This is a genomic window from Comamonas jiangduensis (genome assembly GCF_030162955.1).
Lineage (GTDB): Bacteria > Pseudomonadota > Gammaproteobacteria > Burkholderiales > Burkholderiaceae_C > Comamonas > Comamonas jiangduensis.
Genome location: NZ_JARXOV010000005.1, coordinates 38,126 through 54,249, shown reverse-complemented (window position 1 = coordinate 54,249; position 16,124 = coordinate 38,126). Strand labels below are relative to the sequence as shown.

General features: G+C 63.9%; 14 protein-coding genes. 10 read left to right on the top strand and 4 right to left on the bottom strand.

Going from position 1 to position 16,124, the window contains the following annotated elements:
• The first annotated feature begins 217 nt into the window (after positions 1-217).
• Positions 218-1,219, top strand: a complete 1,002-nt coding sequence (locus tag QEP12_RS05695; protein ID WP_284213630.1) for a Bug family tripartite tricarboxylate transporter substrate binding protein — start codon at positions 218-220, stop codon at positions 1,217-1,219.
• A gap of 244 nt (positions 1,220-1,463) precedes the next feature.
• On the opposite strand, the gene QEP12_RS17045 is transcribed toward QEP12_RS05695, so the two are convergent.
• Positions 1,464-1,889, bottom strand: a complete 426-nt coding sequence (locus QEP12_RS17045) for a DUF2061 domain-containing protein (RefSeq protein WP_431308064.1) — start codon at positions 1,887-1,889, stop codon at positions 1,464-1,466.
• 219 nt (positions 1,890-2,108) lie between these two features.
• Between QEP12_RS17045 and QEP12_RS05680 the strand changes: the two genes are divergently transcribed.
• From QEP12_RS05680 to QEP12_RS05655, 6 genes are all read left to right on the top strand, one after another.
• Positions 2,109-5,858 (top strand): PAS domain S-box protein, encoded by a 3,750-nt coding sequence (locus QEP12_RS05680; RefSeq protein ID WP_284213629.1) that lies wholly within the window; start codon positions 2,109-2,111, stop codon positions 5,856-5,858.
• Complete coding sequence (locus QEP12_RS05675) at positions 5,842-6,873, top strand: response regulator (RefSeq protein ID WP_246254427.1); 1,032 nt, start codon at positions 5,842-5,844, stop codon at positions 6,871-6,873. Before QEP12_RS05680 ends, QEP12_RS05675 begins: the two co-directional genes overlap by 17 nt.
• An 8-nt stretch (positions 6,874-6,881) precedes the next feature.
• Entirely contained in the window at positions 6,882-7,412 is a 531-nt protein-coding gene (locus QEP12_RS05670) for a GNAT family N-acetyltransferase (protein ID WP_174863882.1), read from the top strand.
• 60 nt (positions 7,413-7,472) lie between these two features.
• Complete coding sequence (locus QEP12_RS05665; protein ID WP_284213628.1) at positions 7,473-7,997, top strand: NUDIX hydrolase; 525 nt, start codon at positions 7,473-7,475, stop codon at positions 7,995-7,997.
• Positions 7,998-8,213: 216 nt separating this feature from the next.
• The gene (locus tag QEP12_RS05660; RefSeq protein WP_284213627.1) at positions 8,214-8,795 is read left to right on the top strand and encodes a DJ-1/PfpI family protein; all 582 of its coding nucleotides are present in this window, start codon (positions 8,214-8,216) and stop codon (positions 8,793-8,795) included.
• A gap of 130 nt (positions 8,796-8,925) precedes the next feature.
• Complete coding sequence (locus tag QEP12_RS05655; protein ID WP_284213626.1) at positions 8,926-9,285, top strand: ribbon-helix-helix domain-containing protein; 360 nt, start codon at positions 8,926-8,928, stop codon at positions 9,283-9,285.
• 261 nt (positions 9,286-9,546) lie between these two features.
• Here QEP12_RS05655 and QEP12_RS05650 read toward each other — a convergent pair whose 3' ends face one another.
• Together QEP12_RS05650 and trxA are read right to left on the bottom strand one after the other, a co-directional pair.
• Positions 9,547-10,509, bottom strand: a complete 963-nt coding sequence (locus QEP12_RS05650; protein ID WP_284213625.1) for a nuclease-related domain-containing protein — start codon at positions 10,507-10,509, stop codon at positions 9,547-9,549.
• Between the two features lie 90 nt (positions 10,510-10,599).
• On the bottom strand, positions 10,600-11,556 hold the full coding sequence (gene trxA, locus QEP12_RS05645; protein ID WP_284213624.1) for a thioredoxin: 957 nt from the start codon (positions 11,554-11,556) through the stop codon (positions 10,600-10,602).
• A gap of 227 nt (positions 11,557-11,783) precedes the next feature.
• On the opposite strand from trxA, the gene purE reads away from it, so the two are divergent.
• The 3 genes from purE to QEP12_RS05630 are packed head-to-tail and all read left to right on the top strand — an operon-like array spanning position 11,784 to position 14,449.
• On the top strand, positions 11,784-12,278 hold the full coding sequence (gene purE / locus QEP12_RS05640; protein ID WP_284213623.1) for a 5-(carboxyamino)imidazole ribonucleotide mutase: 495 nt from the start codon (positions 11,784-11,786) through the stop codon (positions 12,276-12,278).
• Positions 12,275-13,441, top strand: a complete 1,167-nt coding sequence (locus QEP12_RS05635) for a 5-(carboxyamino)imidazole ribonucleotide synthase (protein ID WP_284213622.1) — start codon at positions 12,275-12,277, stop codon at positions 13,439-13,441. Before purE ends, QEP12_RS05635 begins: the two co-directional genes overlap by 4 nt.
• A gap of 9 nt (positions 13,442-13,450) precedes the next feature.
• Entirely contained in the window at positions 13,451-14,449 is a 999-nt protein-coding gene (locus QEP12_RS05630) for an L-threonylcarbamoyladenylate synthase (RefSeq protein ID WP_284213621.1), read from the top strand.
• Between the two features lie 146 nt (positions 14,450-14,595).
• On the opposite strand, the gene dacB is transcribed toward QEP12_RS05630, so the two are convergent.
• Positions 14,596-16,014, bottom strand: a complete 1,419-nt coding sequence (dacB, locus tag QEP12_RS05625) for a D-alanyl-D-alanine carboxypeptidase/D-alanyl-D-alanine endopeptidase (RefSeq protein ID WP_284213620.1) — start codon at positions 16,012-16,014, stop codon at positions 14,596-14,598.
• Positions 16,015-16,124 lie beyond the last annotated feature (110 nt).

Sequence of the window (16,124 nt, the reverse complement as noted above, 5' to 3'; positions counted from 1 at the left end):
GCGGTGCAACCTTTGGAATTTATCGAGCCATTGTAGGTGGTTGCTATCAAAAACAGGGGGTGCTCAGGTGCTCCCTAGGGTCAAACACCTTCAACCCAGAGCACCTCAATCGTGGTTCACGAAATTCAGCAAACCGACAGCTTGCAAGTGCAGTGCCCGCATAGAAGCCGCTATGCTCGGCATCGTTAACACCACTAAACATTGATTAGGGAATCTAATGAAGCAGTCGGCACATTCTTCTGTTGCGATGTGGCGCGCCACTTTGGGCGCCGTGACTTTGGCTGCGGCCAGCCTCAGCGGCGGCGCCCACGCCGCCGACGCTTACCCCAGCAAGCCCATCACGCTGGTGATTCCTTTCTCGCCGGGCGGCTCGACCGACATCTTGGGCCGTTTGCTGGCACAAAAGCTGAGCGAAGGCATGAAGGCGAATGTGATCGTCGAAAACAAGCCTGGCGCGAACGGCACCATCGGTGTGGACCGCGTGGCCAAGTCGGCACCCGATGGCTACACCGTGGTGCTGGCCGACGTAGGTGGCATGGCGATTTCCACCAGCCTGTACCCCAAGCTGCCTTACCAGCCGCTGAAGGACTTGGTGCCCGTGAGCCTGGTGGGCCGCAGCCCCTTGGTGCTGACCGTGGGCACCAGCAGCCCGCTCAAGTCGCTGGCCGATTTGACGGCCAAGGCCAAGGCCAACCCCGCCAAGCTAAACTACCCCTCCTCGGGCACCGGCGGCCCCAACCACATGGGCAGCGAGTTGTACGCCATGCAAGCCAATGTGAAGGTGACCCATGTGCCTTACAAGGGCAGCGCGCCATCGGTGGTGTCGCTGGTGTCGGGTGAGACGGACTTCGGCTTTTTAACCGCCGTCACCATCAACGCCCAGCTCAAAGCCGGCAATCTGCGTGCACTGGCCGTAGCCCATGACAGCCGCCTGCCTGCCATGCCTGAAGTGCCCACCATGGACGAAGCGGGTCTGAAGGGCTTCACCGCCGATGCATGGTTTATGGCCGCCGTACCCGCAGGTACGCCCCAGCCCATCATTGACCGCCTGTACCAAGAGATTGCCAAGATCCTGCCGCAGGAAGACGTCAAGGCCAAGCTGGACGCCGTGGGCGTGCTGCCCGCAGGCCTGAGCCCCCAGGCGTCGAGCGAATTCCTGTCCAAGGAAATCGTCAAATGGCGTGAAGTGGTCAAGACCGCCAAGATCACGCTGGACTAAGCCTGCTGGCCAGCGGCCCAACCATCCCCTTGCCTTGCTGGGCAAGGGGATTTTTTTATGAGCATGCAGCGCTTTATCAACAAGCACTTGCAATACTTTTCACCTTCAAAGCTACGTATTACCAGCGCAAGCAGCTACTTTTTTAGATTTTTAGAGGTGACTTGGCGCCAGGCCTGCCAGCCGCTGCAGCAGCCACGATCCAAACCGCTTCCATGCTGTAGAGGTCATGCATAACTCCTTGGGCTTACGCACATCCAGCGGCAGGGCGCACGGCGCGCTGTGCCTTGTGCTCCCACAGCTTCTCGTGCACAAAGAAAAACAGCATCTGCACCGTAGGCTCCAGCAGACTCAGCGTCAGGGCCATCCACCAGTCACCCGTAACCGCATACGCCACACCCGCCGCCACCACCAGGTGCACCGCGTAGTAGCTGGCCATTTTGGCCAAGGTGCGCCAGCGCTGCAGCGGCACGCGCAGCCACGCGGTGTCATGCACAAAGTACGCCACGGCCTGCACGCTGGGCTCCAGCAGGCTCAGTGTCAGCGCAGCCAGCCAGTCGCCCGTCACGGCATACGCAACGCCTGCCGCCACCACCATGTGGACGACGTAGTAACTGCCGGTCTTGCGCAGTGCGCTTGCGTTCTTGTGCAGCAGATGATGGATGTGGGACATGGCGGGGGATGTACGAAAGAATGAGTTCAAATGATAGTTAATATCAATTCATATTTGAATTCGATAGTTTCTATACTCTGAATAATGACAAGCTATCCGCCGCAGCCGCTGCCACCGCGTGAAATTTTTTGACCCAGTCTTGATAAGTTGCAGGATTTGTCCTACGCACCGTGCTGGCAGGGCAAGATACGGCCCCCTCCTTTGCTCACGCTGGCTGCCATGTGGATCCGTTTTCTCTCTGACGACATCGCTTACGTGCCTATGCAGTGGGCATGGATGAACCCCACCTTGGTGGCCGTCAGCATTGCCGTGTCGGTGCTGACGGCCATGCTGGCACTGGGGCTGGCAGGTGCTGCGCGCCAAGGCCGCTACCGCCGCCTGTCACAGGCTGCGGGCACTGTCAGCCTGGGCGCGGGCGTATGGGCCATGCACTTTATCGGCATGCAGGCGTTCACGCCCTGCGGCTCCGGCAGCTTTGCACTGCTGCACAGCGCGCTGTCTTTGCTACCGAGCCTGCTGGCCGCAGGCTTTGTGCTGCACACCCTCACGCGCCCCGCGCTGCGCTGCAGGGATGTGATCCTCAGTGGCCTGGTGCTGGGCCTGGGCGTGGCCGCCATGCACTTTTGGGGCATGCGCGCTTCCGAGGCCACACACTACATGGACTACGCCCCCACGGGCCTGGTGCTGGCGCTGACACTGGGCATCGCCTTGGCGATTTTTTCCGTCACGGTGTACTGCCGCTTGCAGGAGATTGGCGCGAGCGCTATCACCACGGTGCTGCTCAGCGGCAGCGTCATGGGCCTGTCCACCGCCTGCCTGCACTACATCGCCATGGATGCCATCCACCTGCCCGTGGGCTTGGACCCCGCAGGCAGCGTGCCCCGTGAAAGCCCTTGGACACCGCTGACCATCGGCGCCAGCATTTGCCTGCTGCTGGGCTTTGCGCTGCTGGCGCTGAACATGGCTTTGCGCTGGCGCCAGCTTTTCTGGGACATCCGCCGCAGTGAGGCGCGATTGCGTGCCGTGGTCGACACGGCGGTGGACGGCATCATCATGATTGAAGGCGATGGCAGCATCGTGGCCTTCAACCCTGCGGCTGAACAATTGCTGGGCTGGAAAGCGGCAGACATCCTGGGCCGCAACGTCAGCATCCTGATGCCCGCGCCCCACCGCCAGGCGCACGATGGTTACCTGCGGCACCACCTGGCCACCGGCCACACCAACATCATTGGCTCGGGCCGGGAAGTGCAAGCCCTGCACCAAGACGGCAGCTTGATTGATGTGCGCCTGGCCGTCGGCCCGGTGGCACAGGCAGACAAACCCTTGTTCGTCGGCTTTTTGACCGACATGCGCCAGCGCAAAGCCATGGAATCTTCGTTGCTGCGCAGTGAAGAGCAGCACCGCACCCTGATCAGCAACATGCCCGGCGTCACCTTCCGCCGCGTTGCACAGCCGGCATGGCAGCCCCTGTTCCTCAGCACGCCGGTCGAGGCACTCACGGGCTGGCCTGCAGAAGCGCTGCTGGCACACACCCAACCGATGGAGCAACTGCTGCTGGAGAGCGACACCACCGCACTGCACCAGGCGGTCACCGAGGCGCTGCAAGCGGGCGTGTCCTACGCCTGCGAATACCGCCTGCGCCACCGCGATGGCGACATTCGCTGGGTCACCGAAAGTGGGCGCGGCGTTTACGACGCGCAAGGCCAGGTGCAGTGGATCGATGGCGTCTTGATTGACCACACCGAAGCCAAAGCGCGCAACGCCGAATTTGAAGGCACGGTGGCGGCCATCAACCGCGCCGTGGCCGTGGTCGAGTACAGCCTGGACGGGCATGTACTCACCGCCAACCAGAACTTTTTGAAGCTGTTTGGCTACACCCTGGATGAGGTGCAAGGCCAGCACTACCGCTTGCTGTACCCCCAAACCCCCGCCTTCCATGCGCAGGCTGCGCACATATGGAGCACGCTGCAGACCGGCGCTTTTGCCAGCATTGAATGCCAGGCGCTGCGCAAAGGCGGCAGCACTTTTTGGGTGCAAACCACCTTCAGCCCCATCTTGGATGCCAATGGCACCACCTTGCGCATCACCCAGTTGCTGAGCGACATCACCGCCAGCAAAACCCTGGCAGACGCCTTGCTGCAAGCCAAAGAAAAAGCCGAAGCCGCCGCTGCGGCGCGCAGCACATTTCTGGCCAATATGAGCCACGAAATCCGCACGCCCATGAATGCCATCATTGGTTTTTCAGAAGCGCTGCTGGACACGCCCTTGCGCCCCACCCAGCAACGCTATGTGGACACGGTGTACCGCTCGGCCCGTTCCATGCTGCGCCTGCTCAACGACATTCTGGACACCGCCAAGCTGGACAAAGGCGCCGTCGACCTGGAGATTACGGATTTCTCGGTGGCCGACGTCTGCAATCTGGTGATTGGTGCACAACGCATTCAGGCTGAGAAAAAAGGTCTGCAGCTGCTGCTGCACATACACCGCGAAGTGCCGCGCTACCTGCAAGGTGACGCGCTGCGCATCCAGCAAATCGTGACCAACCTGATGGGCAATGCCGTCAAGTTCACCGAGCGTGGCCATGTGCGCCTGGAAGTGGGTTATGGCCAAGGCACGCTGCACCTGCGCATCCAAGACACAGGCATCGGGATTACTGCCGACAAAATCGAACACATTTTTGCGCCTTTTGCGCAAGCTGATGCATCCACCACGCGCCGCTTTGGCGGCACGGGGCTAGGTACCACCATCTCGCGCCAATTGGCGCAGGTGATGGGCGGCGATATCCACATCCGCAGCACCCCGGGCCAAGGCACGGAATTTCATGTGCAGCTGCCGCTGCCGCAAGGCCAGGCGCCACACAACGTCGCCGCGCCCGCGCCCGCGCTCTTGACCCCCCTTCAAATTTTGGCAGTCGATGATGTACCGCAGAACCTGGAGCTGCTGCAACTGGTGCTGCGCCGCCACGGCCACACCGTGCATCTGGCCCCCGACGGCCAGGCAGCCGTGCGCATGCGCCAGACCCAGCCCTTCGACCTGATCTTGATGGATTTGCAGATGCCGCACATGGATGGCATGGAAGCCGCGCGTGCCATTCGTGCGTGGGAAGCGGACACCGGCACCGCCGCCATTCCCATCATCGCCCTGTCTGCCAGCGTGCTGGCGCAAGACCGCATCGCCTCTGACGCAGCGGGCATGAACGGTTTTGCAGCCAAGCCGCTGGAGCCCCACCAACTGATGCTGGAAATCGCCCGTGTGCTGCCGCGCCCCCCTGCCAGCCCCCCTGCTACTGCAGCTGCGCCCTTGCCTGCCGAGGCACCGCTGCCCCTGGATGGCATTGTGGCCGACTGGCACACCGGCATGCAGCTGTGGGGTGGGCAGGCCGCGCTGCGTGCGGCGTGGGCCCGCTTTATGGCAGAGCAGCACAACCGCATGCAAGAGCTGCGCACCTTGGTGCTGCACAACGATGCGGCCACGGCCGCCGCCATCGTGCACCGCATGCGGGGTGCCGCAGGCAATTTGGCGTTGCCGCAACTGCATGCGGTGCTGACCGCGCTGGAAAACGCAGCCCACCACCACGATGCGGCCGCGTTTGACCAGCAGTTGCCGGCCTTGGGCTCGGCACTGGCCCAGGTGGAGGCCTTGTTGCGCGCCACCGAAGCCAGCTTCAGCGCAGCCGCACACCCCAGCGCTTTGCCCACACCACCCCTGTCGCAAGCGGCCTTGGCCCCAGCGGAAGTGGTGCAACTGCAGGCGGCCTTGCAGGCCGTGGCCCAGTCGCTTCACAACGGCGAAATTGACAGCGCATCACTGCAGTGCCTGGACCAGTGGCTACCAGCCTCGCAGACGGCCCCGCTGCAAGCGGCGCTGGATCTGTTTGACCTTGACCAAGCGCTGCACCAGGTGCAGCTGCTGCTGGCTGCGCTTTCCGCTTTTGACCCAAGGAATGTTCCCGATGTTGCCCAGCCATGAAGACCGTAGGCCACGCCTGCTGTTGGTGGACGATGAGCCCACCAATTTGCATGTGCTGCGCCAGATTCTGGGCGACGACTATCGCTTGCAATTTGCCACCGATGGCCCCAAAGCCCTGCAACTGGTGAAGCTGCAAAAGCCCGACCTGATCTTGCTGGACATCATGATGCCCACCCTCAGTGGCTATGACGTCTGCCGCCAGCTCAAGGCCCACCCACAGACGCAGGACATTCCGGTGATTTTTGTCTCTGCACTGTCCGAAACGGGCGATGAAACCGAGGGCTTTGAGGCCGGGGGGGTGGACTACATCACCAAGCCCGTGCGTGCCCCCATCGTGCGGGCGCGCGTACGCACGCACCTGTCGCTGGTCAGAACCGAGGCCCTGCGCCAGTCGCGGCTGGAGATCGTGCAGCGCCTGGGCCGTGCCGCCGAGTACAAAGACAACGAAACCGGCATGCATGTGCTGCGCATGAGCCACTTCGCCCAGGCGTTGGCGCTGGCGATTGGCTGCTCGCCCGAATGGGCGGAGGACTTGCTGCACGCCGCGCCCATGCACGATGTGGGCAAGATTGGCATTCCCGATGCCGTGCTGCTCAAACCTGGCCCGCTCACCGAGGCCGAATGGCACACCATGCGCCAGCACGCGGCGATTGGCGCCGCCATCATTGGCGAGCACGACAGCGGCATCTTGCAGCTGGCACGCAGCATTGCCCTGACGCACCATGAAAAATGGGATGGCACAGGCTACCCCGCTGGCCTGCGGGGCCTGGAAATTCCGCTGGCGGCACGCATCGTGGCGATTGCCGACGTATTTGATGCCCTGACCTCCGAGCGCCCCTACAAACACGCCTGGTCGGTGGATGACGCCATGGCCCACCTGCAGGCCCAGTCCGGCAGGCACTTTGACCCCGATTTGGTGCCCGTCTTCCTCACGCTGCGCACAGAGCTAGAAACCATTCGTGCCCGTTGGCGAGACGAGGCGCCCGAGCCTGCGCTGGAAGACTGCCTTGGATAATGGCGGGCATGACTGTGTCTGCTTTGCCCTCACCCTGGGTGCTGCGCCCCCTGAATCCGCACGATGTTGACAGCCTGCTGCATATCCAAACCATTTGCTACGGCAACGCGTTCCTTGAAAGCCGTGAAGTATTTCGCCAGCGCCTGACGGCGCCGCACCACTGCTCGGTCGGGGTGGTGCGCGCCGGAGAGCACACGCTCCAGGCGTATCTCGCGGCCTACTGGTCCACCCTCGGCAAGATCACGCCGCTTGATGGCCCCTTCACCCCGGCCACGGCGGGCGATCCCGTGCTGTACCTGCACGATATGTCGGTGCTGCCCGAGCTGTCGGGCCAAGGCGTGGCCCGTTATCTGGTGCAGCACCTGATGCACCAAGCGCGCCAGCGGGGGCTGCGCCACGCGGCACTGGTTTCCGTGCAGGGCTCCCAGACCTACTGGGAACGTCAAGGTTTTTCTGTATGCCCCGTGCTGGATGCACAACAGTCCATGCACCTTGAAACCTACGGCGATGGCGCGCTGTACATGACAGCAGCGCTCTAATTTCTGATAGTTGCGGCGCTGACTGACAAGCGGCGCCTCCAGCGTCGCGATAATGCGCGCATGCCCAACCGATGGAAACCGAACGTCACCGTCTCTGCCGTTATTGAACGCGACCAGCGTTTTTTGCTGGTGGAAGAAAATACCGCTGACGGCTTGCGCCTGAACACCCCCGCCGGTCACCTGGACCCTGCGGAAACCCCCTTGCAGGCCTGCGCCCGCGAAGTGCTGGAAGAGACCGCCTACAGCTTCGCGCCCACGGCCGTGGTCGGCATCTACATGAACCGGTTCATCCGCACCCGCACCGGCTCCGACATTACCTACATGCGCTTTGCCTTCACCGGCGACCTGGGCCAGCACCATGCGCACCGCGTGCTGGACGAAGGCATTGTGCGCACTGTGTGGCTCACGTTGGAAGAGCTGCAAGCCACCGCCCACCTGCACCGCAGCCCCGTAGTGCTGCAGTCCGTGCGTGACTACCTGGCCGGCCAGCGCTTTGACACCCGCCTGATTCAGGCCGACCCCAGCATCTACAGCGTGCCCGAGCCCACGCCGCACACCCAGGACCTGCTGGCGCACCTGAAATAAACCATAGCTGCCTGCGCTGGTGCAGACTGCACTTCAAACACAAAATATGCGGAAATCACCATTTTGCAAGCGCCCGCCGCTCTTTTTTATGCAGCACTGGCCCAGCGCGACTGGAGCCACGTAGTAAGCGGTTAACACCCACGCCCGCCGCGCTTTCCTACCATGGAGGCAGCCCGCACCGAACGGGCCACCCCCCCCCATCCACCGGAGACCACCATGGCAGGCAAGAAAATTTTGATGATTTGCGGCGACTACTGCGAGGACTATGAAACCATGGTTCCCTTCCAGACGCTGCTGGCCGTGGGCCACACCGTGCACGCGGTCTGCCCCGAAAAAAAAGCGGGTGAGCAGATCAAAACCGCCATCCACGACTTCGAAGGCGCGCAAACCTACAGCGAAAAGCCCGGCCACAACTTCACGCTCAACGCCACCTTTGCCGACGTGAAGCCCGAGCAGTACGACGCCCTGGTCATTCCCGGCGGGCGCGGCCCCGAATACCTGCGCGGCTACGAAAGCGTGCGCGCCGCAGTGCGCCACTTTTTCGACAGCAACAAGCCCGTGGCCGCCGTCTGCCACGGCGCGCAACTGCTGGCGGGCGCCGGCGTGCTCAAGGGCCGCACCTGCTCGGCCTACCCCGCCTGCCGCGCCGAAGTCGAGCTGGCCGGTGGCACCTATGCCGACATTCCTGTCGACCAAGCCCACACCGAAGGCAACCTGGTCAGCGCCCCCGCCTGGCCCGCCCACCCGGCCTGGATGGCGCAATTTCTGGCGTTGCTCGGCACCAAAATTTCACATTGAAATTCGGCTTTTGCGCAGTGCTAACAAGCGCTGGCAGCTATTGCTTTTGAAAGCGCCTGCGCACAAACCAGCTTGACGCCACCCGCACCGGGCCACACCATGGCCCGGTTGGTTTTTCCGGGAGTGCGCCATGTGCCAAGTCTTTCTCAGCGCGGATCCGCAACTTTGGGCCCACCGCGCCCGTTCCATCCGCCTGCATGGCGTCGCCACCAGTTTGCGGCTGGAAAACCTGTTCTGGCAGGTGCTGCAAGACATTGCCACGCGTGACGGCTACAGCGTGCCCCAGCTATGCACCAAGCTCTATGACGAACTGCTGGCCGAGCGCGGGGCCGTCGACAACTTCTCCTCGTTCCTGCGGGTGTGCTGCACGCGCTACCTGGCCCTGCAACTGAGCGGTGAGATTCCGCAGGATGTGCGCATCCCCATACGCACGCTCACCCCATCCAGCCACCGCAGCCCACCTGCCCCAGCGCACACGCTGCACCATTGAGCCACCCGATGGTGCGGGCGGCGACACACCGCCGCTATTGCTAGTACGAGTGCGAGCGCCGTGGCGACTCCTATTGCGATGGCCTGCCAAAGCGCGCCTGCACGTGCCCCCAAGGGTGCCCCGCGTGCGCCACCTGAACAGCCGCACCACAGGCGGGGGTCCAGAGGGAAAAACACTTAAAAATGCTTGCACGCTTTGATAGATCAGCGTGAGCAGCTATCAAAACAAGTCATGGTGGTGGCTTGTTTTTTGCCGCGCGTCTTACGGGCTGGGTGCCTGCTCCAAGGCTTCTGCCTGCAAGAAGCGGCAATGCGGAAACCGCTCACAGCGCAAGAAATAACGCGCCATGCCAGCACTATCGGGCAAGCTGCGGCGCACCACGCTGTCGCCACAGGCCGGGCAAGGCGCGGGCTCCAGCAACGGTGCGGCCAGCGTGGGCGGCACCAACGCTGGCTGTGGCGGCGCGGCGGCCAAGTGGGCCGGCGCCAGTGCAGGCTGGCGCGGCATAGCCGGTGCTTTGGGTGTCATCCGTGGCTGGCTGGGCATGACCTTGCGGCGCGCGGTGCTGGTCGAAGGCAAGGCGTGGCGCTGCTGCAATTGCGCGACATGCGCCTTGTGCGTGCTGCGCATAGGCTCCAAGCGTTGGTGCGACAAGGCGCTGACCAGCTGCGCCACGGCAGGGGTGTCCAGCACCTCCTCGCGGTAGCTGCGAATCAGCGCCGTCACCGCCCGCCCCTGCGTGACATGGGCGGGCATGGCGGTTTTGAACTGGCAGTCGCCCGTAAACACCACCACCGAATGCAAGTGCTGCAGCGGCAGTTGCAACAGCTCTTCCAAGGCCTTGATATGGCCCCAGTTCTGGTGCAAGGGGCTGGGAAAGCTCGTGCGGTGGCGGTAGATGGTTTGTGTCCATGTGCGCTGTTTTTCGCCGCCAAAAATCCAGCCCCGCAGGTGCTTGGTCTCCAGCACAAACACGCCATAGGGTGAGATCACCACATGGTCAATCTGGGTGGTGCTGCCGTCTTGCCGCCGCAAGGTGATGTTGTGCGCGCAGTGGTAGTGCTGCGCGTCCAAATCCTGCGCCAGCCAGCGCCGCACCTTGTATTCGCCCCACCAGCCTTTGAACGCCGCCGAGCGCACCAGCACCGACAGCAGCATGGCCCCCAGCGCCAGCCCCAAGACCAGCCACATCCCACCCTGCACTTGTTGTAGTACCGCAGCCATCACTATCCTCTCTGAGTGAGCGGCAAGCATAAGGCGCATGAAAAAGGAGCCACAAGGGCTCCTTTACAACACTGCAGTCGCTCTGGGGCGTCAATTCAGCGCCATGCTCAGTTTGCGGCGGTAGCTGTTGACCAATGCGGTCATCTCATCTTGCTCGGCCGTGTTTTTGCCCAGCAACTCAATGCCGCCCGCGCTTTTGCCGGGCACCGCATCTTGCTTTTTGGGTTTGGCGGGAGCAATCAGCTCCAGGATGGCGACGAACAGCTTGCGGGCGGCCTGGTCGTTCCACGCCTTGTCGCGCATGATGATTTCCAGCAATTCGTCCATGCTGTGCGTCCACTGTCCTTCCGCCGCCAGCACCTGGGCCTTGGCAAAGCGGGTGTCAAAGTCGCGCTTGTTCTGGGCAATGGCGGCGTCGAACTGCGCCCACTCCCAGTTGCCGCGCTCGTCTTGCTGCACAAACCGCATGCACTGCAGCCACTGCTGCAGCGCATCAAACTGCAGCGGCTTGGGAATGCGCTTGAGGGGTTCGTGCAGCAAGTCTGCGGCTTGCTCGTAATCGCCCGTGGTGATGAGCAGGCGCACATAGTCAAAGCGTGCATCGTCGTTGCTGGGGTCGGCCTGCAGGGCTTCGGCCAGCTTGTGCAGCGCAGCCTGGGTGTCTCCCGACTGCAGCAACTGCTCGGCTTCATCCACCTCGGCTTCGGCGGCCAATTCGTTGGCGCTGGGTAGGTGCTTGTCCAAGAACTGGCGCACCTGGCCTTCGGTTTGCGCGCCCATAAAGCCATCCACCGGCTTGCCTTCCACCATCAGCACACAGGTGGGGACGCTGCGAATGCCAAACATGCCCGCGATCTGCTGGTTGGCATCGACATCCACCTTGGCCAGTTTGAAGCGGCCTGCGTATTCGACCTCCAGCTTCTCCAGCGTGGGCACCAGCGTCTTGCAGGGGCCGCACCATGTGGCCCAGAAGTCCACCAGCACGGGCACCGCCATCGAAGTGGCAACCACCTCGGCTTCAAAATTTTCAATGGTGATATCAATCATGGATCTGTCCCTGTGCAGTGCGCCCGGTGCGCACCGCGTTGTCGTCTGCGCCGCAGCGGCGTACAGCGCGCATTCTCTTCGCAATTGCGCACGATTCCTACACATAAGCCTGTTGCGCGGAATTTCAAGCCTGCGCCAAGGGCGACGCCCCCGCTGAGCACGCGTCCATCGGGGGATGGCCTTAAAATCGCGGGCTCCACTAGGCCGGGCGGCTTGCCCTGAAGAACATGAACCCCATCCAAGTTGGCGTGGTCATGGGTTCCAGCAGCGACTGGGACACCATGCAACACGCAGTTGCCATCCTCCAGCAATTCGGTATCGCTTTTGAAGCGCAAGTGGTTTCGGCCCACCGCATGCCGGACGACATGTTCCGCTTTGCCGAGGCTGCGGCCGAGCGTGGCCTCAAAGCCATCATCGCCGGCGCCGGCGGCGCGGCCCACCTGCCCGGCATGATTGCCGCCAAGACCACCGTGCCCGTGCTGGGCGTGCCCGTGGCCAGCCGCCACCTACAGGGCGTGGATTCGCTGCACTCCATCGTGCAAATGCCCAAGGGCGTGCCCGTGGCGACGTTTGCCATCGGCAACGCCGGTGCCGCCAACGCGGCGCTGTTTGCCGTGGCCCTGCTGGCCAATGAAGACCCCGCGCTGCGCGCCAAGCTCGAAGCCTTCCGCGTCGAGCAGACCGAAGCTGCCCGCAATATGACCCTGCCGGTGAACGCATGAGCAACACTGATGTGATCCTGCCGGGTGCCACGCTGGGCGTGCTCGGCGGCGGCCAGCTGGGCCGCATGTTTGCCCATGCTGCGCAAGCCATGGGCTACTTCACCGCCGTGCTGGACCAGGACGCCACCAGCCCTGCCGGTCTGGTCAGCCACCACCATGTGCGCACCGGTTACGAAGACGCGCAGGGCCTGGCCGAGCTGGCCCAGCTGTGCGCGGCCGTCACCACCGAATTTGAAAACGTACCCGCCGGCTCTTTAAACAAGCTGGCCGAGCGCCTGCCCGTGTCGCCCGCCGGCTCAGCCGTGGCGATCGCCCAGGACCGAGCCGCCGAGAAGGCCCACTTTGTGAAGTGCGGCGTGCCCTGCGCGCCCTACGCCGTGATCGAGACGGCCGAGCAACTGGCGGCCGTCAACGACGCGCTGCTGCCCGGCATCCTGAAGACGGCCCGCATGGGCTACGACGGCAAGGGCCAGATCCGCGTCAAGACCCGCGACGAGCTGGTGGCGGGCTGGAACGAACTGGGCCAAGTGGCCTGCGTGCTCGAAAAAATGCTGCCGCTGGTGCACGAATGCTCGGTCATCGTGGCGCGCGGCCGGGACGGCACCATCGTCCACCTGCCGGTGCAGCGCAACCTGCACCGTGACGGCATCCTGGCCGTGACCGAGGTGTATGAAGGTAATCTGCCCGCAGCGCAGGCGGAGCAAGCGATAGCAGCTGCGAAATCCGTAGCTATCGGCCTCGACTACGTGGGCGTGCTGTGCGTGGAATTCTTTGTGCTGGACAACGGCCAGTTGGTGGTCAACGAGATCGCCCCGCGCCCGCACAACAGCGGCCACTACAGCCAGAACGCGCTGGACGTGTCGCAGTTCGAGCTGCAGGTGCGCTGCATGACCAACCTGCCCCTGGTGCAGCCGCGCCAGCACAGCGCCACCGTCATGCTGAACCTACTGGGCGACCTGTGGTTCAAGCACGGCGACACCGCCCAGACGCCCGCCTGGGAGCAGATCCTGGCCCTGCCCGGCGCCCACCTGCACCTGTACGGCAAGGTCGATGCCAAGCGCGCCCGCAAGATGGGCCACCTGAACATCACCGCGGCCACGCCCGAGCAGGCCCGCGCCACTGCGTTGCAGGCCGCCGACATCCTCGGCATCCCGGCGTTTTAAGGAACTGACGTGATTCTGGATGGAACGCTGGACGCCTCGGTGCAAGCTGCTGCGCGGGCCCTGCAACAAGGCCAGCTACTGGGCCTGCCCACCGAAACGGTCTACGGCCTGGCTGCGGACAGCGACAACGACGCGGCCGTGGCGCAGATCTTTGCCGCCAAGGGCCGTCCGGCCAACCATCCGCTGATCGTGCATGTGGCAGATAGCTCGGCCATCACCCGCTATGCCCAGGCCGTGCCGGTGTTTGCCCAGCAGCTGATCGACGCGTTCTGGCCGGGGCCACTCACCTTGATCCTGCCGCGCCTGCCGCAGGCCGCCCAGGCATCGACCGGCGGCCAGGACAGTGTGGGCCTGCGCTGCCCCTCGCACCCCGTAGCGCATGCGGTGCTCAAGGCCTGCCAGCAACTGAACCCGCCGGTCTGGGGGGTCTCGGCTCCCAGCGCCAACAAGTTCGGCCGCGTCAGCCCCACCACGGCCCAGCACGTGGCCGCCGAGTTTGGCGACGATCTGCTGGTGCTGGATGGCGGCGCCTGCGAAGTGGGCATTGAATCGACCATCGTCGACTGCACGCGCGGCGTGCCCGTGCTGCTGCGCCCCGGCGCCATCACGCGCGACGACATTGAACGTGCGTGCGGCACCCGGCCACTCTCGAAAGAAGAGCTGCCTGCGCAGACCCCACGGGCGTCTGGCACACTTTTGGCCCATTACGCGCCGAACGCCAAGGTGCGCCTGATGGAGGCGGGGCAGCTGCAAGCGGCTTTGGAGGTACTGGGTGCGGCCGGCAAAAACATTGCCGTCTACCACCGCAGCCCGCTGAAAACGGCCGCCCCTGCCATCCACCTGCGCCCCATGCCCGATAACGCCCTGGCCACGGCCCGTGAGCTGTTTGGCACGCTGCGCGACTTTGACGAGTTAGGCGCCCAGCTGATCTGGATTGAGACCCCGCCCGACAGCGCCGACTGGGAAGGCGTGCGTGACCGCCTGCAACGCGCTGCGGCAGCTGGCTAACGCCAACACCCCAGTCGCGAAAAAAGCCGGTAGCACCTCAACGGTGGCTACCGGCTTTTTTTGTGTGACCTACGCGCCACGGCACAGCGCAACGGGCGCCCACAGGCAGCCCCTCTGCTCTGCGTAAGGCGCCTCAGGGGGCACCATTAATCCTGCGCCACCCAGTCCACCAAGGCATCCATGACGGGCCGCGCAGCGCCCGCGTTGGGGTGGTTGATCAGGGCCACCAGCACATAGCGCTGCCCACTGTTGCCATGCACATAGCCCGCCAGGGCGTTGGTGTCACGCAGTGACCCGGTCTTCAAATGCGCGCTGGCGCTGGCTTTGCTGCGGCGCAGCGTGCCATCCATGCCCGAGATCGGCATGGAGGCCACAAATTCCGGCATCACCGACGAGCCCCACGCTGTTTGCAGCATGCGCCCCAGCGCCTGCGCGCTGATGCGCGCATGACGGCTCAAGCCGGCACCGTTTTCTACCTGTGGCATCTCTGCCGCTGGCCATCGCAGCTGCCACCACTGTGCCAGCGCTGCGCGCCCGGCTTCCAAGCTGCCCACGCCCATACGCTCTTTGCCCAAGGTCAGCAGCACTTGCTGGGTCATCACGTTGTTGCTGTATTTGTTGATATCGCGCACTACTTCCGCCAGGGCGGGGGACTGGTTTTCCCACGCAGGTTTCAGCCCTGCTGGCACCACGCCGTCACGCACGCTGCCCGTGAGCTGCCCGCCCATGCTGCGCCACATGCCTTCCACGGCCTTGAGGGCAAAACTGTTCGGGTCTGGCAAGGCGATGGCCCAGTTTTTATCGCCGCAGCTGGCGGGGTAACGGCCGTGGAGCTCAATGCGCTGCGGGTCACTCCAGTCCGCCTGCAGCTGGCTGCGCCAGTCACCACATGCGGTGCCGGGGGGCGCCAGTGGCACACTGGTGGGTGCCTGCAGCTGGCCCATGGGCAGCTCATAGTGAATGCGTGCCACGCCCGCTGCCCCATCGGGGATAAAGCCCAGCACCTGCGTTTTGTAGTTGATCAGCAGGGCATCCGGCCCCGCGTTGTAAGGCTTGAACGGCTCACCATCAAAGGCCGCTGCATCATGGCCCTGCACCTGGAAGGCCGAGCGGTCCACCACGATGTCGCCCACAATCACTTTCACGCCCATGCCTTGCAAGCGCCCCAGCATGAGCCACAGGCGCTCGGACACCAGCTTGGGGTCGCCAGCGCCCTTGATATAGACCGTGCCGCGAAAAGCGCCGTTGTCCACCACGCCATCCAGGTACACCGGGGTGCGCCACACATAGGTTGGGCCCAGCTGCTCCAAGGCAGCGTAGGTGGTGACCAGTTTCATCACCGATGCGGGGTTCATGGCCTGCATGGCCTGCCAGGCCAGCCGTGCGGGCTTGCGGCCTTCCACCGGCGCCACGTACAGCGAGACGGCATCGCGCCCAATCTGGGCGCGCGCCAAGGCGGCTTCCACCGGGGGGGGAAGGGACTGCGCCAGCACATGACCAGCACCGGCCAGCGCCACGCTGGCCACACTCAGGCGCAGGCTGCGCCACATCAGGGTTTGCAACATAGCTGCAAAGTGTAGTGGCGGGCCACGCGGTTTTGGCGGGGCCGCTGCACGCAACACCGCCACGCGCCCGATAATTGAGCGCTTTGGCGCCTTGGCGCGCCGGGCTTACC